The sequence below is a fragment of the Amycolatopsis balhimycina FH 1894 genome (assembly GCF_000384295.1).
Taxonomy (GTDB): domain Bacteria; phylum Actinomycetota; class Actinomycetes; order Mycobacteriales; family Pseudonocardiaceae; genus Amycolatopsis; species Amycolatopsis balhimycina.
The window spans coordinates 7,094,025-7,111,069 of the sequence record NZ_KB913037.1 but is presented as its reverse complement, the minus strand read 5'-3'; the positions used below and the strand labels follow the sequence as shown (position 1 = coordinate 7,111,069).

Here is a 17,045-nt window from a genome sequence, read left to right as displayed (position 1 = left end):
CTGAAGGGCTCCTTCGAGGGGCGGGGGGCGGGTTCCCGTGCCCTGGAAGGAGCCCTTCAGACCCCCGGCGAAGTGAACGTCTGACCGCATGTCTAGTGGACAAACGTTGTTCGGTGTCCGCGCGGCGGCACCGAACAACAACGCCGAACAACTTCAGGGGCAGGGTGGGGTGTAGCCGAGGCCGGGGAGGCTCGCCGTCCACTCGGCTTCCGTGATCTCGGGTGACGTCACCGCGCAGATTCGTTCGGCCGCCCGGTCAGGATCGGTTTCCGACAACCGTACCGTCCCGTCCGCGACCGCGCTCACCAACGTGTGGCCGTCCGGGGCGTACCGGACGTCGTAGACGCGGTCCATTTCCTCGAGCAGGACCGCGTACGGCTCGAAGCGGGTGGCGTCCCACAGCCGGACCGTGCGGTCGTAGCTGCCGGACGCCAGGGTCCGGCCGTCGCCGCTGAAGGACACTCCCATGACGTTGTCCGTGTGCCCCGTCAGCACCGCCACCGCGTGCGCCGCGGCGGGGGCGGTGACGTCCCAGACGCGGACCGTGCGGTCGGCGCTTCCGGTGGCGACCTTCCCGCCGTCGGGGCTGAAGGCGATCGAGAAGATCGTGTCGGTGTGCCCTTCGAGTTTCGCGAGCGGCCGCGGGGCCCGGGGCGCCGAGACGTCCCAGAGCCGGGCGGTGTGGTCCCAGCTCGCGCTGGCGAGGGTGCGGCCGTCGGGGCTGAAGGCGAGCGCGTGGACGTCGTCGGCGTGGCCCTCGAGCTTGGCGATCTCGACCGGCCGGGTGCGGTCGGCGAGGTCCCAGAGCCGGACCGTGTGCCCGTCGCCCGCGGTCGCGAGGATCCGGCCGTCCGGGCTGAACGCGACCGCGTCGATGTCGTCGTGGGACCGGTTGAACACCACCGGCGGCCCCGGGTGGGCCGGGTCGGTGATGTCCCGCAGCGTCATCGTGTGGTCCCAGCTGCCGGTGGCCAGCGTCCGGCCGTCCGGGCTGATCGCGACGCCGCAGACCGGGTCGTCGAAGCCGCCGATCGTGGCGAGGGGGCGCGGCGAGCCCGCTACGGCCAGGTCGCGCAGCCGCACGACCTGGTCGTAGCCGCCGGTGGCGAGCAGCTTGCCGTCCGGGCGGAAGGCGGCGTGGCACGTCTTGGCCGTGTGCACGGGGACCGCCGGCCCCGGCAGGTCCCACAGCCGGGCGGTCTGGTCGTCGCTCGCCGTGGCGAGGGTGCGGCCGTCGTGGGTGAACACCGCCGAGACGACCGCGCCGGTCTGCCCGGCCAGTGACGCCAGCTGGCGCGGTTTCCGCGGATCGGCGACGTCCCAGAGCCGGGCGGTGCGGTCGAAACCGGTGGTGGCGAGGGTGTGCCCGTCGGCGGTGAACGCGACCGAGCGCACGATCGCCTTGTGCGCGGTGAGCACGGAAAGCTGCGCCGGGTGGGCCGGGTCGGTGATGTCCCACAGCCGCGCGGTCTGGTCCTGGCTCGCCGTCGCGAGGGTGTTCCCGCCGGGGTTGAACGCGACCGAGTGCACGACGTCGGTGTGCCCGGCCGCGATACCGAGCTGACGCCGCGAAGCGACGTCCCAGACGCGCGCGGTCTTGTCGGCCGACGCGGAGGCGAGCAGCCGGCCGTCGGCGCTGAAGGCGAGGTTGTTGACGTACGAGGTGTGCCCCGTCAGCTCCCCCACCGGCCGCGGGCGGGCGGCGTCGGCGGTGTCGTACAGCCGGATCGTGCCGGCGACGTCGGCGGTCGCCAGCAGCGGCCCGGCCGGGCTGAAGGCGACGGCGTAGGACTTGCCCGAGTGGCGTTCGACGACCACGCCCGGACCCGGCCGGGCCGGGTCGGAGACGTCCCAGACGCGGACGGTGCCGTCGAAGCCCGCGGTGGCGACCGTCCGGCCGTCGGCCGAGAAGGCGACGTTGTTGACGTTGCCGGCGTGCCCGGCGAGAACACCCAGCGGCACCGGGTGGTGCTGGTCGTGGACGTCCCAGAGCCGGGCCGTGCCGTCCCAGCTGGCCGTGGCGAGGACCTGCCCGTCCGGGCGGAGCGCGACCGTGTTGACCCGGCCGGTGTGCCCGGTGAGCCGCGTCGCGTACGGCGTCGCGAACATGATGAGCACGCTGCTGCGGGCTTCGGGGCTCGGATCCAGGCGGTACGCGGCGAGCGCGAGCTGGGCCGCCAGCGCGGGGTTGGTGCCGCGCATCTCCTGCGCCTGGCCGGCCAGCTTCTGGGCGAGCGCGCTGTTGCGCTGGTCGGTGGCCGTGGTCTGGGCGCGCACGGCGTAGACGGTGGCCGTCACGGCGAAGACCAGCAGCACCGCGAGCAACGCGACCAGCTGCCGCAGGCGCCGGGAGCGGCGGCGGTCGCGCTCCTGTTCGGCGTGCTCGACGCCGAGGCTGGCGTCGAGGAACCGCCGTTCCCGCCGCGACAGCGCGGAGTCCTGCCGCGCGGCCCACTCCCGTGCGATGGCCAGCCGGGTGCCGCGGTAGAGCCAGCCGGGATCTTCCTCGACGGACTCCCACGCGTCGGTCGCTTCGGTGAGCTGGCGGTGCACGCGCAGCCCTTCGCGGTCCTCGGTGAGCCACTCGCGCAGCCGGGGCCAGCCACGGATGAGGGCTTCGTGGGTGATCTCGATGCCGGTGTCGTCGAGGGTGACCAGCCGGGCCGCGGCCAGCTCGCCGAGCACGACGGCGGTGTCTTCTTCCTCGGTGTCGATCTCGGAACGGCTGATCCGGCGCTTGGTGTCTTCGGTGCCTTCGCCGAGCGCGGTCATCCGGAGGAAGATCTGCCGCGCGAGCCGCTGCTGACGCACCGACAGCTTCGCGAAGGTGGCTTCGGACGTCTGCGCGATGGCCCGCTCGATGCCGCCGGTCGACTCGTACGCGGTCAGGGTGAGCGTGGTGCCGCGGCGCCGCCGCCACGTCTCCAGCAGCGCGTGTGAGAGCAGCGGCAGCACGCCGGGCTGGCCGGTGGCGTCCGCGACGAGCCGGGAGACCAGGGCGTTCTCGACGCGGTACCCGGCGTCGACGGCCGGTCGCGAGATCGCCTGCCGCAGCTCCTCGGTGGTCATCGGGCCGACGAGGACCTGGGCGTCCTGCAGGACGTCGGCAAGGTCCGCGTGGCGCGCGCAGTGGGTGTAGAAGTCGGTGCGGATGCCGAGCACCACCCGGGTCCGGCTGCCCGGTTCGGCGGCCGCGGTGACGAGCGCGTCGAGGAACTGCGCGCGCTCCGGGTCGTCCTGGCAGAGCGTGAACACCTCCTCGAACTGGTCCACGACCAGCACGAGGTCCTCGTCGCCGCCGTCGGCCAGCCGGCGGGCGGCGAGCCCGAGGTTGCGCGGGTGCGCGGCGAAGTCGTCGAGCAGGGCGCCGGGCGCGACGCCGAGCGCGGCGGCGAACTTGACCGCGCACTCCTCCAGCGGCCGGGCGCCCGGGGTGAGCAGCACGGCGGGCCCCTTGACCGACGGCAGCAGGCCGGCCCGCAGCAAGGACGACTTGCCCGAGCCGGACGCGCCCAGAACGGCGAGAAAGCGTTGTCTTCCCAACCGCCCGACGAGCTTTTCGACCAGCCGTTCCCGCCCGAAGAACCGGCCCGCGTCGGCCGGGGTGAAAGCGGCCAGGCCGGCATAGGGCGGAATTTCCCCGGGTTGTGGTTCGGGCGGTGAATCGGCACCGTCCCCGCGCGATTCGTCGGCGACGGCGTGCCAGCGCTCTTCCCATTCCCCCGGCTCCCCGCCGCAGGCCCGGACGTAGGCCAGGGTGACGGCCAAGCTGGGGAGTTTCCGCCCGCCGGCGGCTTCGGAGAGCGTGCCCGCCGAGTAGTGCGCGCGCCGCCCGAGCTCCCGGTAGGTCGGATTCCCGGCGCTCTCGCGCAAACGCCGGAGATCGGCGGCGAATTCGGTAAGCAGATCGTCCCTGGGATCCAAGGGTCGCTCCGGACGCGGCACCCGTCCTCCTGTTTCTCTTTTCCCGGCTCGCCCACCGTAGCCAATGACGAGCGATCAGGTGGCCGAATCCAGCCGTCGGCGAACCGCTTCCCGGTCGACACCCAGTTCCGCGAGCAGATCGGCCGCCGGGTCGGGCGGCGTCAGCTCGACCAGCACCCGCAGCAACCGCGCCGGATCACGCGGCCGCGGCGTCCCGCGGATCGCCTCGTTGACGACCGCGCGCGCACTGGACGTGAACGCCCCCAGCGTCAGCTTCCCGCGCCGCGACGGAACTTCGGCCGGGCGGAGACCTTCCACATCGATGCCGAGCGCTGTCAGGGCCGCCCGGTCCAGGCGGTCCAGTGCCGCGCGGGCGTCGGCCAAGCCGGTGCCGAGCGCGAGTGCGCTGCCCGGGTCGTGCAGCAGGCCCAGCAGCAGGTGTTCCGTGCCGAGCCGCCGGTCGCCGCGGCGGCGTGACTCTTCCAGGGCCGCGGTCAGCACCGCGGCGAACGGGCTCTTCGCGATCAGCCGGTCGAGCACCGTGGCCTCACTTCCCGTACTTCGCGTGCACGGACTGCCGGGCGACACCGAGCGCGTCGCCGATCTGCTCCCACGACCAGCCACGCTCGCGTGCGTGCGCGACGGCCGCCGCTTCGACCTGCTCGGCGAGCCGGTGCAGGGCGCCCACCGCCCGCAGCGCCACGGCCGGGTCCGTTTCCGAGACGCGTCCCGAAAGCTCTTCCGCTTCCATGGTGTGTCAGTCTAGCCTGACACTCTCGTCAGTTTGAACTGACACGAAGGAGGGACGTCATGGAGGTCGCGGTGATCGGAGCGGGCCCGGTGGGCCTGATGCTGGCGGCGGAGCTGCGGCTCGGCGGCGCGAAGGTGGTGGTCCTGGACCGGCGGACCGAACCGGACCGGCGGCCGCGGGCGAACGGGCTCGGCGGCCGGATCGTCGAGCAGCTGGACCACCGGGGACTCCTCGACCGGTTCCGGGCCGAGGCGACGTTCGCCGGCCCCTTCCCCGGCTTCCCGTTCGGGCCGGTCCCCCTCGGCTTCTCCGGGTTGGACGCGCCGCCGCGCGGGCTCATGCTGCAGCAGCCGCGGATGGAGGCCCTCCTGGCCGAGCGCGCGACCGAGCTCGGCGCCGAAATCCGGCGCGGTCACGAACTGGTGGACCTCGGCACCGTCCGCGGCCCGGACGGCGAGTACCGCATCGAGCCGCGGTACGTCGCCGGCTGCGACGGCGCCCACAGCCGCGTCCGCGAGCTGGCCGGCATCGGCTTCCCCGGCACCACCGGCGACGAGCTGATGCGCCTCGGGCACTTCCGGGCGGACGTGGACCTCTTCGCCACGGTGGCGGGACTGGAGCGCGGCTGGAACCGCCGTCCCGGCGGCCGGGTGCTGGTGACTTCGCTGACGCCGGGCATCGTGATCGCCGGCGTCCGGGAGGTGACGCCGGAGCCACCCGGCGAGCCGACGCTCGAGGAGTTCCGCGACGCCGTCCGGCGGGTCCTCGGCACCGATCTCCCGCTCGGCGAGCCGCTCTGGCTGTCGCGGACGGCGAGTTCGGCGAGGCTCGCCGAGCGGTACCGGACCGGAGGCGTGCTGCTGGCAGGCGACGCCGCGCATCTCTTCCCCGCCGGTGGGTCTTCGCTCAACGTCGGGCTGCTCGACGCGGTCAACCTCGGCTGGAAGCTCGCCGCCGTCGTCCGCGGGCGCTCACCGGAGTCCCTGCTCGACAGCTACCACGCCGAGCGGCACCCGGTCGCGGCGCGGACGTTGACGCAGACCCGTGTCCAGGCCCTCCTCGACCGCCTGACCGGCGAGGACGGCGACGCCCTGCGGACGCTCTTCGGCGAGCTGGCCGCGCTTCCGGAGGCGACCCGGCACCTGGCCGGGCTGCTGCGGGACACCGACGAGCTGCCGTACGTCCCCGACCTGCCGCTGACCGTCGGCGGCCGGGCCACGCGCGTGGCCGAGGTCATGCGCGCGGCGCGGCCCGTCCTGTTCGACTTCGCCGACCGCGCGGACCTGCGCGAGTGTGCGGGCGCGGACGTGAAGATCGTCACGGCGGAGTGCCCGGAAGCGTCGGCCGACGCGCTTTTCGTGCGCCCGGACGGCGTCGTGACGTGGTGCGGCGGTGATCCGGCGTCGCTGCGGGAAGCAATCGCGGCACCGGGGCGTTGACCCCGGTTGTGAGCTCACTGCCTGACGTGCCGCTGTCCGTGCTCGACCTGTCCCCCGTTTCGGAGGGGAACACCGTCGGCGAGACACTGCGCAACACCCTGGACCTCGCCCGCGCCGCGGAACGGCTGGGCTACCACCGCTACTGGCTGGCCGAGCACCACAACATGCCCGGCATCGCCAGCTCCGCCACCGCCGTGCTGATCGGGCACGTCGCCGACGCCACCGAGCGGATCCGCGTCGGGTCGGGCGGGATCATGCTGCCCAACCACGCGCCGCTGGTCGTCGCCGAGCAGTTCGGCACCCTGGAGGCGTTCCACCCGGGCCGGATCGACCTCGGCATCGGCCGCGCGCCCGGCACCGACCAGCGCACCGCGCTGGCGCTGCGGGGTCCGGGCGGGCTGTCCGCGGAGAACTTCCCGGAGCACCTGCAGGAGCTGATCGGCTACTTCACCCATTCGGAGGCACGTGGGGTCAACGCCGTGGTGGCCGAGGGCAACCAGCCGCCGGTGTGGCTGCTCGGCTCGAGCGGCTTCAGCGCCCAGCTCGCCGGGCGGCTCGGGCTGCCGTTCTCCTTCGCGCACCACTTCGCCGCCGACAACACCATCCCGGCCGTGCAGCTGTACCGGGAGAACTTCCGGCCGGGGGTGCTCGACGAGCCGTACGTGATGCTCGGCGTGTCCGTGGTCGCCGCCGAAACGGACGAGCGCGCCCGCTTCCTGGCCGGGCCCAGCGGCCTGACGTTCCTCAGCCTCCGCCGCGGCCGCCCGATCGCGCTGCCGACGCCGGAAGAGGCCGCGGAGTACCCGTACACCGAGATGGACCGCGCGTTCCTGGCCGAGCGCTTCGGCTCCAGCATCGTCGGCTCGCCGGAAACCGTCCAAAAGGGACTCGAACAGCTCCTGGCCGACACCGGCGCGAACGAGCTGATGGTCACGACGATGGTCCACGGCCACGCCGACCGCGTCCGCTCCTACGAACTCCTCGCCGCCCTCAAGTCCTGACCGTGCCCGAAGGGTCGACACTCGTGATTGAGAGGTCGACACTCGTGATTGAGGGGTCGACACGGCGCCGCCCAAGCTCTCGCGGCGTGTCGTCCTCCTGATCACGTGTGTCGGCTCTCTGATCACGCGTGTCGACCCTCCTGGCACGCTTGCCGGGTGGGGGAATTGACACGGGGGTGGAGATTGTCAACGAGCTGTTCGGCCGGGAGGGGAGTTTCTCCTCCTCCGCTGACAACAAGATCGGGTCCGTTTGTCAGCAACGCACAAGAAATGGGGGGTTACCAGCCCGTGACCCCGTGATCCTGCTCAAGTTCTTGTCTCCCGCCAAGGCCGTCGTTAGCGTACCGACCAGTAGGAAACGGCACGGTGTTTCCCCGAGACCGTGAATGGCCGATAATTGTTACCCCATTCGGACCATTTCCCTTTAGTCAACTCGGGTGAATTCGGCCTGCCGCCGAAACCGCTGGAGGCACACGAATGGCCGAACGGACGACGACGTCGTCGTTCCCGGGGGCGGCCGCACTGCGGCAGACCGGCCGGCTCTACGGGCTGGGCCTCGACGTCGTCCGGCTGACCTTCCGGCGCCCGTTCCAGGTGCGCGAGCTGATCCAGCAGTTCTGGTTCATCGCGAGCGTGTCCATCCTGCCGACGGCGCTGGTCTCGATCCCGTTCGGCGCGGTGATCGCGCTGCACATCGGCTCGCTGACGACGCAGATCGGCGCGCAGTCGTTCACCGGCGCGGCGAGCGTGCTCGCGATCATCCAGCAGGCCAGCCCGATCGTCACGGCGTTGCTCATCGCCGGCGCGGGCGGCAGCGCGATGTGCGCGGACCTCGGCTCCCGCACCATCCGCGAAGAGATCGACGCCATGGAGGTCCTCGGCGTCTCGCCGGTCCAGCGGCTGATCGTGCCGCGGGTGCTCGCCGCGATGGGCGTCGCGGTCTTCCTCAACGGCATGGTGAGCGTCGTCGGCGTGCTCGGCGGCTACTTCTTCAACGTGGTCATGCAGCACGGCACCCCGGGCGCCTACCTGGCCAGCTTCTCCGCGCTGGCCCAGCTGCCCGACCTCTGGATCAGCGAGATCAAGGCCCTCATCTTCGGTTTCGTCGCCGGGGTCGTCGCCTCCTACCGCGGGCTCAACCCCAAGGGCGGCCCGAAGGGCGTGGGCGACGCGGTCAACCAGTCCGTGGTCATCACGTTCCTGCTGCTGTTCGTGCTGAACCTGATCCTGACCACCGTCTACCTGCAACTCGTGCCGCCCAAGGGGAGCTGAAGTGACGACGACGGAAGTGCCCACCCGCGGCACCCGCGTGCGCGAGGCCGTCGACCGCCGGTTCGGCTTCCTCGACACCCTCGGCGACCAGATCCTGTTCTTCCTGCGCGCGATCGCCTGGACGCCGCGGGCCCTGCGCCGCTACCTGCGCGAGGTCGTCCGCCTGCTGGCCGAAGTCAGCTTCGGCAGCGGCGCGCTCGCCGTCATCGGCGGCACGATCGGCGTGATGATCGGGATGACCGTCGCCACCGGGACGGTCGTCGGCCTGCAGGGCTACTCGGCGCTCAACCAGGTCGGCACGGCGGCGTTCGCCGGGTTCGTCTCCGCCTACTTCAACACGCGCGAGATCGCGCCGCTGGTGAGTGGCCTCGCGCTGTCCGCCACCGTCGGCTGCGGCTTCACCGCGCAGCTCGGCGCGATGCGGATCTCCGAGGAGATCGACGCGCTGGAGGTCATGGGCATCCCCAGCGTCCCGTACCTGGTGACGACGCGGGTGATCGCCGGCTTCCTCGCCGTCATCCCGCTCTACGCCATCGGGCTGCTGTCGAGCTACCTCGCCTCGCGGGAAGTCACCGTGTTGTTCTTCGGCCAGTCCGCGGGCACCTACGACCACTACTTCCTGCTGTTCCTGCCACCCGGCGACGTGCTGTGGTCGTTCGGGAAGGTCCTGGTGTTCAGCGTCGTGGTGGTCCTGGCGCACTGCTACTACGGCTTCCGCGCAAGCGGCGGCCCGGCCGGCGTCGGTGTCGCGGTGGGCCGCGCGGTCCGCACCGCGATCGTCGCGATCAGTGTCCTCGACTTCTTCCTGTCCCTGGCGATCTGGGGCGCGACGACGACCGTGCAGGTGGCCGGATGAGACGCGAAACCCGCCACAAGGCCGGGGTCCGCACCGCGGGCGTGCTGTTCCTGGTCGTGATGGGCGTCCTCGTGACGCTGTCCATCAAGGTGTACGACAAGGACTTCGTCAGCACGGTCCCGGTGACGCTCAAGGCGAGCCGCATCGGCAACCAGCTCTCCCCCGGCGGCCAGGTCAAGGCCCGAGGTGTGCTCGTCGGGGAGATCCGGGGCGTCCGGGCGACACCGCAGGGCGCCGAGATAGCGCTTGCGCTCGAGCCGGACAAGGTGGACATGCTCCCCCGCGACGTCTCCGCGCTGCTCGTGCCGAAGACGCTGTTCGGCGAACGCTACGTCCAGCTGTCCATCCCGGACGGAACGCGGGGCCCGCATCTCGCGGCCGGTGACACGATCGAGCAGGACCGGTCGGCGAACGCGGTCGAGCTGGAACGCGTCTTCGACAATCTGCTGCCGATCCTGAAAGCGGTCCAGCCGCAGAAGCTGGCGACGACGCTGACCGCGGTTTCGACGGCCCTTCAGGGACGCGGCGAGCAGCTCGGGAAGACGATCGACACGGCCGCGGCCTACCTGAAGGACTTCAACCCGAATGTCCCGCAGCTGACCTCGGACCTGCGTGACCTCGCCAAGGTTTCCCGCCTGTACGGCGACATCGCCCCCGACCTCCTGGACGCGCTCACCGCCTCCGCCGTCACACTCGGCACGGTCAAGGAGAAGCAGGCGGACCTGGCCGGGGTGTACCAGCAGGTGACGTCGTCGTCCCAGGAGGTCACCACCTTCCTGGCCAACAACCGGAACAACCTGATCTCCCTGGCCGCCGACAGCCGCGCGCCGCTGGAGATCGCGGCCAAGTACTCCCCGAGCTTCGCCTGCACCCTGGGCGCGCTCAACGCTTTGAAGGGCGCCATGGACAAGGTCCTCGGGGCGGGCACGAACGAACCGGGCGTGCACGCCGACGTCGCGGTGACCACCAACAGCGGCAAGTACCTGCCCGGCAAGGACGACCCGCGGTTCACCGGCGGCGGCGAGCCGCGCTGCTACCCCTCCGGCGTCGCCCCCACCACGGGCACCGCCGCGGTGGCACCCGGCAACGCCGGGCACCCCCTGCTCACCGGCGGCCAGGGCGACCTCGGCGTCGCGAACTCGCCGCAGGAACAACAGCTGCTGGCCACGCTGGTCGCCCCGTCGATCGGGGTGCCGACGGCCCAGGTCCCGGACTGGAGCAGCGTGCTCGTCGGCCCGCTCTACCGCGGCACGGAGGTGAAGCTCAAGTGAGGAATGTCGCCGGCCCGCTGATCAAGAGCATCATCTTCATCGCCGTCACCGCACTCGCCACGGTCCTGCTGGCCATTTCCATCACGAACTCCAGCGTCGGCGCGGGTGAGCCGTACTCGGCGAAGTTCCTGGACGCCACTTCGCTCAACGTCGGCGACGACGTGCGCATCTCCGGCGTCCGCGTCGGCCAGGTGGAGTCGCTGGAGATCAGCGACCACAACCGCGCGCTCGTCCGGTTCTCCCTCGACTCCGGACGGCGGCTGCCCGCCGACGTCCACGCGGTCATCAAGTACCGCAACCTGGTCGGCCAGCGCTACATCGCCCTCGAACGCGGCGCCGCCGGCACCCGGGACCAGCTGCCCGAAGGCGGGGAAATCCCCATGGACCGCACGACGCCCGCCCTGGACCTCACCGACCTGTTCAACGGCTTCAAGCCGCTGTTCCAGGCGCTGTCGCCGAACGACGTCAACGAGCTCTCCGGCGAAATCGTCCAGGTGCTGCAGGGCGAGGGCGGCACCGTCGAAAGCCTGCTGCAGCACACCGGTTCGCTGACCACCACCCTCGCCGGGCGCGACAAGGTGATCGGCGAGGTGATCGGGAACCTCAACTCGGTGCTCAAGACCGTCAACGGCAAGGGCGACGCGCTGGCGAACCTCGTGTCGACCCTGCGGCAGCTGGTGTCCGGCCTGGCCGGCGACCGCGCCGCGATCGGCGACGCGATCAGCGGGATCGGCACCCTCACGCAGTCCACCGCCGGGCTGTTCGAGCAGGCCCGCCCGCCGCTGAAGGACAGCATCGCCGGGCTGCGGGGCGTCGCCGGCAACCTGGCCCAGAACCAGTCCGATGTAGACAGTTTCCTGACCAACCTCCCGGTCAAGTTCAACGAGATCGGCCGGACCGCCTCCTACGGATCGTGGATGAACTTCTTCCTCTGCCGCGCGGTGCTGGAAACCTCACCGCCCCGCGGTGTGATCGTCCCGACGCCGAGGTGTGAGTCGTGAAGTCCTTCAAGGAACGCAACCCGGTCGTCCTGGGCGTGATCGGCAGCGTCGCGCTGGCCGCGCTGCTGACCGTCACGCTCAACTACGACAACCTGCCGATCGTCGGCGGCGGCACCACGTACGAGGCCGAGTTCTCCGAGGGCGCCGGCCTGCAGCCGGAAGACGAGGTCCGGATCGCCGGCATCAAGGTCGGCGAGATCCGCGACGTCGCGCTGGCCGACGACCACGTCCTGGTCACCTTCCGCGTGAAGAACGCCTGGATCGGCGACCGCACGTCCGCCGAGATCAAGATCAAGACGTTGCTGGGCCGGAAGTTCCTCGCGCTGAACCCGACCGGTGACGGCGTCCAGAACCCGGACCAGCCGATCCCGCGCACCCGGACCGTCACGCCCTACGACGTCACCGACGCCTTCAACGGCCTGGCCGACACGGTCGGCGCCATCGACACGAAACAGCTCGCGGACAGCTTCACCACGCTGTCCGACACCTTCCGGAACTCCCCCGAGCACGTCCGCACCGCGCTCGACGGGCTCAGCCAGTTGTCCAAGACGGTGTCCAGCCGGGACAGCCAGATCGCCGAGCTGCTGGCCAACGCGCGGAAGCTGACCACGACGCTGGCGAACTCGAACGACGACTTCGAGAAGCTGATCGACGACGGGAACCTGTTGCTGACCGAACTGAACCGCCGTCGCGACGCGATCCACGACCTGCTGACCGGGTCCGCCCGGCTGGCCGGCCAGCTCCGCGGCCTGGTCGCGGACAACTCGGCCCAGCTCAAGCCCGCGCTCGAGTCCCTGAACCAGGTCACCGACCTGCTGAAACGGCAGAACGACAACCTGGCCAAGGGCCTGCAGCTGGCCGGGCCGTACTTCCGGGTGCTCACCAACTCGACCGGCAACGGCCACTGGATCGACGCCTACCTCTGCGGGCTGCTGCCCGAGAACCACGACCCCTGCACCCCGCCGAAGAACCCGGGAGGCGCCAAGTGAGCGCGCTGACCACGACCCGCACCGGCGTTCTGGTGAGCCGGTTCGTCGCCGCCGCGATCCTGCTCGCCCTCGTCGCCACGGCGGCGCTGTGGTGGGTGTTCTCCGGCTCCGGCCAGCACCACGTCACGGCGTTCTTCACCCGCGCGGTCGGCGTCTACCCCGGCTCGGACGTCCGCGTGCTCGGCGTCCGGATCGGCCAGGTCGACGCGGTCACCCCGCGCGGCGAGCAGGTGCAGGTCGACATGTCCGTCGACGGCTCGGTCGGGATCGCCGAAGACACGACGCTGCTGGTGATCGCGCCCAGCGTCGTCGCCGACCGCTACCTCCAGTTCGCGAAGCCGGCCCGCGGCGGGCCGCGGCTGCCCGACGGCGCGTTGATCCCGGTCCAGCGCACCGCCACCCCGGTGGAGCTCGACCAGCTCTACGCCAGCTTGGACACACTGACGAAGGCGCTCGGCCCGAACGGCGCCAACTCCCAGGGCGCGCTGTCCGACCTGCTGAAGACCGGGGCGCAGAACCTGCAGGGCAACGGCCACGCGTTCAACGACAGCGTGCGCAACTTCGCGCAGCTGGCGCGGACGCTGGCCGGGAACTCGGGCGACCTGTTCGGCACCGTCGACCAGCTCCAGCAGTTCACGACCATGCTGGCCACCAACGACCAGCAGGTCTCCAACGTCAACCAGCAGCTCTCGCAGATCTCGGGCACGTTGGCCGCCAACAGCGGGGAGCTCGCGCAGGCCCTCGACGGCCTCGGCCGCGCGCTCGCCGACGTCCAGGCGTTCATCCGGGACAACCGCGGCGCGCTCAAGGCCAATGTGGACAACCTGGTGACGACCACGCGGACGCTCGTCGAGCAGCGCGAGTCGCTGGCGAACACGCTCGACTCCGTGCCGCTGGCGGTGACGAACGTGCTCCAGTCCGTCGACCCGGCCACCGGGCGGCTGCTCGGCCGCGGTGACCTCGACTACTACCTTCAGCAGTCGCTGCCGTTGCCAGTCACCGGTGACGTCTACACCAACGGGGGGCAGTGATGAAGCGCGTGCTGACCCTCGTGGCCGTCGGGTGCCTGATCGCGGGCTGCTCGGGCGAGTTCAAGGGCGTCTACGACCTGCCCCTGCCCGGCGGCGCCGACGTCGGCGACCACCCGTACTCGGTGACCGTGCAGTTCGCCGACGTGCTCGACCTCGTGCCGCAGGCCGCGGTGAAGGTCGGCGACGTCCCGGTGGGCCGGGTGCGGGAGGTCCGGCTGGGCGGGGACGGCTGGACGGCCGAAACGGTCCTGGAAGTCAACGGCGACGTCGTGCTGCCGGCGAACGCCGTCGCGCGGCTGCGGCAGTCCAGCCTGCTCGGCGAGAAGTTCGTCGAGCTGGCCCCGCCGGACGATCAAGCGCAGAACGCCGGCAACGGGCGGCTGGCGAACGGCTCCACGATCACCCTGGCCCGGACCAACCGCAACCCCGAATTCGAAGAGATCTTCGGCGCGCTTTCGCTGCTGCTCAACGGCGGCGGCATCGGCCAGCTGCAGACCATCAACCGCGAGCTGTCGAAGGTGATGGACGGCAACGAGGCGCAGATCCGCTCGTTCCTGTCCGGCGTCGACACCCTGATGACCGACCTGGACGCCCACCGCTCGGACATCACCGAAGCGCTCGACGGCCTGAACCGGCTCTCGGCGACCCTCGCCAACCGCCACGAGCAGGTCTCCGGCGCGCTCACCGACCTCACCCCCGGCCTGCAGGCGCTGTCCGACCAGCGCACCCAGCTCGTCACCATGCTGCAGGCACTGGACAACCTTTCGACGGTCGCCACCGACGTCGTCGACCGCAGCCGCGACGACATGGTCGCCGACCTGCGCGCGCTGGCCCCGATCCTCGGCCAGCTCGCCAAGGCCGGCGCCGACCTGCCGAAGTCGCTGCAGATGCTGCCGACCTTCCCGTTCCCCGACTCGGTGCTGGCGGCGGTGAAGGGTGACTACATCAACGCGTACGTGTCGATGATCCCGGCGCCCGGCGTGCCGCTGCCCAAGCCCGGCGAAGGTGTTCCGCCGGGGCTGCCGCCCCTTCCGCTGCCGAGCAGCGCCGCCCGCGCCTCCGGAGGCAGCTGATGCTGACGAACAGAGTACGGATCCAGGTCGTCCTGTTCGTCGTGATCGCGCTGGCCACGACGGCGTTCGTCGGCGCGAGCTACGCCGGGCTGGGCCGGCTGCTGGGCTCCGGCAGCTACACGGTGAAGCTGGAGCTAGCCGAAGGCGGCGGCCTGTTCACCAACGGCGAGGTGACCTACCGGGGCGTGGCCGTCGGCCGGGTCGGCGAGCTGCGGCTCACCGTCACCGGCATGGAGGCGGACCTGCTGATCAACGACGGCGCCCCGCCGATCCCGGCGAACTCCCGGGCGGTGGTGGCGAACCGGTCCGCGGTCGGCGAGCAGTACGTCGACCTGCAGCCGCGCACGGCCGACGCGCCCTACCTGGCCGGTGGCTCGGTCATCCAGCGCGAGTCGACCACGCTGCCGCTGCCGGTGAACAGCCTGCTGACCGACCTCGACTCGTTCACCGCGTCCGTGCCGACCCAGGACCTGCGCACGGTGGTGAACGAGCTCGACGACGCGTTGCGCGGCGCGGGCCCGGACCTGCAGACGCTGATGGACACGGCGACGACGTTCACGCAGGAGGCGAGCAGCCACCTGCCGCAGACGTCGAAGCTGATCGGCGACGGCGCGACGGTGCTGCGCACCCAGGTCGACTCCTCGGCGGAGTGGCGCTCGTTCAGCAGCAACGCTCGCGTCTTCGCCCAGCAGCTGGCGAAGTCGGACGGCGACCTGCGCCGGCTGATCACCTCCGCGCCGCCCGCGGCGACGGAGCTGAGCAGCCTGCTGAAGGAGAACGACCCCGGCCTGCCGATCCTGCTGGCCAACCTGCTGACGACGTCCCGGGTGTTCGCCACCCGCACGGCCGCGGAGGAGCAGCTGCTGTCCGACGCGCCGCGCGCGGTGGCCGCCGTCGACTCGGCGCTGGACCACCAGAACAACCGGCTGCGGATGGGGCTGGTGCTGAACTTCAACGACCCGCCGCCGTGCCTGCAGGGCTACGAAGGCACCCCGCACCGGCCGAGCACGGACCTGACGCCGTTGCCGTTCAACACGGACGCGGCCTGCACGCTGCCGTACGGGAACGAAAGCTCGGTGCGCGGCACGCAGAACGGGCCTCACCCGCCGGTGCCGGCGCCGGCCCTGCCGGGCGGCCTGACCGGACCGCTCGGGATCGGCGAGCAGGCGACGTCGACGAGCCTCGAGGAGATGCTGTGGCTGCGGTGAAGCTGAAGCACGGGGCGGTGGCGCTCGCGGCGGCGGCCGCGGTGTTCGCGGGCTGGTCGGGCTACTCGTGGTACGCGGCCGCCAACGCTTCTTCGGTGACGTACGGGGTGGCCCGCGACGACGCGCTGACCAGCGGCCGCACGCTGGTGGCGGAGCTGAGCAGCCTGGACTACCACGACGTGAACGGCGGCCTGGGCCGCTGGCTGTCGGCGTCGACGGGCCCGCTGCACGACCAGCTGGCCCGAACGGACGAAACGACGAAGAAGACCCTGGCGGCGAACGCGACGGTGGCGACGGGCCGCGTCCTGGACGCGGCACTGAGTGAACTGGACGAGCACGCGGGGACGGCGAAGATGCTGGCCTCGGTGGAGATCACGATGGCGAAGCAGGGAACGGCCCCGGCGGTCAAGCGCAACCGCTTCGCGGCGGCGTTGAGCAGGACGCCGGACGGGTGGAAGCTCAGCGCGCTGGACCAGCTGCCGGTGGGTGCCCGATGAGCCGCGCGGACATCGTTTCGGAAGAGAGCACCGCCATCCCCGTGGAAGCAGCCGCCAACGGCGACGAGGCCGGGACCGAAGGCCTGACCGGGCCCGCTTCGGCCGAAGCCGAGACCAGCGGCGAGGCTGCCGAAACCGAGTCCGGCGAAGTCACCCCGGACCCCGGCGAGACCGAGACCGAGGCCGAAGCTGCCCAGCCCACCCGGCCCCGACCCGCCTGGCGCAGCCTTCCTGCGCTCCTCCTGGCCGCCGCCGTGCTGCTGACCGGCGCAGGCGTCTGGTTCACCCTCGAAGCCCGGTCCGCCGCGTCGACCCCCGCCGCCGCCAACCTCGCGCTCACCGACGTCGGGGCGACCGCCGACGTCACCTCCGCCGTCACCATCGCGATGAACCAGATCTTCTCCTATTCCTATGACCGGACCGACGTCACCGAAAAGGCCGCCGCGGCGGTGCTGCGCGGGACCGCCAAGGACTCCTACGACAAGCTCTTCGCCGAAGTGCGGCAGAAGGCACCGGAGCAGAAACTCGTCCTCACTTCCCGCGTTTCGGCAATCGCCGTGCAAGAACTCCGGAATGGTCACGCGCGGTTACTCGTCTTTCTCGACCAATCAGCCGTCCGAGCCGACAACAATGCGACCGACAGTGCCGCGGCACAGCTTTCGGTGACCGCGGAGCACACCGACGGCCACTGGGTCGTCACCGCACTCGAACCACGCTGAACCGTCCGCACGA

The 17,045-nt window shown here is 71.3% G+C and carries 15 protein-coding genes; 12 read left to right on the top strand and 3 right to left on the bottom strand.

Annotated features, from left to right (window positions below; translation table 11 throughout):
- Positions 1-153: 153 nt before the first annotated feature.
- The 3 genes from A3CE_RS0132610 to A3CE_RS0132600 all read right to left on the bottom strand — a co-directional run bounded on the left by A3CE_RS0132610 (position 154) and on the right by A3CE_RS0132600 (position 4,675).
- Positions 154-3,924 carry an nSTAND1 domain-containing NTPase gene (locus A3CE_RS0132610; RefSeq protein WP_026469094.1) on the bottom strand — a complete coding sequence of 1,257 codons (3,771 nt, stop codon included), beginning with the start codon at positions 3,922-3,924 and terminating at the stop codon, positions 154-156.
- A gap of 75 nt (positions 3,925-3,999) precedes the next feature.
- The gene (locus A3CE_RS0132605) at positions 4,000-4,464 is read right to left on the bottom strand and encodes a Clp protease N-terminal domain-containing protein (RefSeq protein WP_020644302.1); all 465 of its coding nucleotides are present in this window, start codon (positions 4,462-4,464) and stop codon (positions 4,000-4,002) included.
- A gap of 7 nt (positions 4,465-4,471) precedes the next feature.
- Complete coding sequence (locus A3CE_RS0132600) at positions 4,472-4,675, bottom strand: helix-turn-helix domain-containing protein (RefSeq protein WP_013223678.1); 204 nt, start codon at positions 4,673-4,675, stop codon at positions 4,472-4,474.
- A gap of 59 nt (positions 4,676-4,734) precedes the next feature.
- Between A3CE_RS0132600 and A3CE_RS0132595 the strand changes: the two genes are divergently transcribed.
- The 12 genes from A3CE_RS0132595 (at position 4,735) to A3CE_RS0132540 (ending at position 17,032) form a co-directional block, all read left to right on the top strand.
- Positions 4,735-6,114 (top strand): FAD-dependent monooxygenase, encoded by a 1,380-nt coding sequence (locus A3CE_RS0132595; RefSeq protein ID WP_020644301.1) that lies wholly within the window; start codon positions 4,735-4,737, stop codon positions 6,112-6,114.
- Between the two features lie 8 nt (positions 6,115-6,122).
- The gene (locus A3CE_RS0132590) at positions 6,123-7,115 is read left to right on the top strand and encodes an LLM class flavin-dependent oxidoreductase (protein WP_020644300.1); all 993 of its coding nucleotides are present in this window, start codon (positions 6,123-6,125) and stop codon (positions 7,113-7,115) included.
- 477 nt (positions 7,116-7,592) lie between these two features.
- A complete protein-coding gene (locus A3CE_RS0132585) occupies positions 7,593-8,387 on the top strand; it encodes an MlaE family ABC transporter permease (RefSeq protein ID WP_020644299.1) in 795 nt (264 codons plus the stop codon).
- 1 nt (position 8,388) lies between these two features.
- On the top strand, positions 8,389-9,243 hold the full coding sequence (locus tag A3CE_RS0132580) for an MlaE family ABC transporter permease (protein WP_020644298.1): 855 nt from the start codon (positions 8,389-8,391) through the stop codon (positions 9,241-9,243).
- A complete protein-coding gene (locus tag A3CE_RS0132575; protein WP_020644297.1) occupies positions 9,240-10,514 on the top strand; it encodes an MCE family protein in 1,275 nt (424 codons plus the stop codon). Before A3CE_RS0132580 ends, A3CE_RS0132575 begins: the two co-directional genes overlap by 4 nt.
- The gene (locus A3CE_RS0132570; protein ID WP_020644296.1) at positions 10,511-11,515 is read left to right on the top strand and encodes an MCE family protein; all 1,005 of its coding nucleotides are present in this window, start codon (positions 10,511-10,513) and stop codon (positions 11,513-11,515) included. Before A3CE_RS0132575 ends, A3CE_RS0132570 begins: the two co-directional genes overlap by 4 nt.
- Positions 11,512-12,504 carry an MCE family protein gene (locus A3CE_RS0132565; protein ID WP_020644295.1) on the top strand — a complete coding sequence of 331 codons (993 nt, stop codon included), beginning with the start codon at positions 11,512-11,514 and terminating at the stop codon, positions 12,502-12,504. The genes A3CE_RS0132570 and A3CE_RS0132565 overlap by 4 nt, the downstream gene beginning before the upstream one ends.
- Complete coding sequence (locus A3CE_RS0132560) at positions 12,501-13,535, top strand: MCE family protein (protein WP_020644294.1); 1,035 nt, start codon at positions 12,501-12,503, stop codon at positions 13,533-13,535. Before A3CE_RS0132565 ends, A3CE_RS0132560 begins: the two co-directional genes overlap by 4 nt.
- Positions 13,535-14,608, top strand: coding sequence for an MCE family protein (locus tag A3CE_RS0132555; protein WP_020644293.1), 1,074 nt, complete (start codon positions 13,535-13,537; stop codon positions 14,606-14,608). Before A3CE_RS0132560 ends, A3CE_RS0132555 begins: the two co-directional genes overlap by 1 nt.
- Positions 14,608-15,816, top strand: coding sequence for an MlaD family protein (locus A3CE_RS0132550; RefSeq protein WP_020644292.1), 1,209 nt, complete (start codon positions 14,608-14,610; stop codon positions 15,814-15,816). The genes A3CE_RS0132555 and A3CE_RS0132550 overlap by 1 nt, the downstream gene beginning before the upstream one ends.
- Entirely contained in the window at positions 15,804-16,313 is a 510-nt protein-coding gene (locus A3CE_RS0132545) for a hypothetical protein (protein ID WP_020644291.1), read from the top strand. The genes A3CE_RS0132550 and A3CE_RS0132545 overlap by 13 nt, the downstream gene beginning before the upstream one ends.
- Complete coding sequence (locus A3CE_RS0132540; RefSeq protein WP_020644290.1) at positions 16,310-17,032, top strand: hypothetical protein; 723 nt, start codon at positions 16,310-16,312, stop codon at positions 17,030-17,032. The genes A3CE_RS0132545 and A3CE_RS0132540 overlap by 4 nt, the downstream gene beginning before the upstream one ends.
- Positions 17,033-17,045 lie beyond the last annotated feature (13 nt).

Excerpts from the sequence above, each read along its gene's own strand:
- A3CE_RS0132555 (WP_020644293.1), top strand. The coding sequence starts at position 13,535 with ATGAAGCGCGTGCTGACCCTCGTGGCCGTCGGGTGCCTGATCGCGGGC.
- A3CE_RS0132585 (WP_020644299.1), top strand. The coding sequence starts at position 7,593 with ATGGCCGAACGGACGACGACGTCGTCGTTCCCGGGGGCGGCCGCACTG.
- A3CE_RS0132540 (WP_020644290.1), top strand. The coding sequence starts at position 16,310 with ATGAGCCGCGCGGACATCGTTTCGGAAGAGAGCACCGCCATCCCCGTG.
- A3CE_RS0132550 (WP_020644292.1), top strand. The coding sequence starts at position 14,608 with ATGCTGACGAACAGAGTACGGATCCAGGTCGTCCTGTTCGTCGTGATC.
- A3CE_RS0132595 (WP_020644301.1), top strand. The coding sequence starts at position 4,735 with ATGGAGGTCGCGGTGATCGGAGCGGGCCCGGTGGGCCTGATGCTGGCG.
- A3CE_RS0132575 (WP_020644297.1), top strand. The coding sequence starts at position 9,240 with ATGAGACGCGAAACCCGCCACAAGGCCGGGGTCCGCACCGCGGGCGTG.
- A3CE_RS0132600 (WP_013223678.1), bottom strand. The coding sequence starts at position 4,675 with ATGGAAGCGGAAGAGCTTTCGGGACGCGTCTCGGAAACGGACCCGGCC.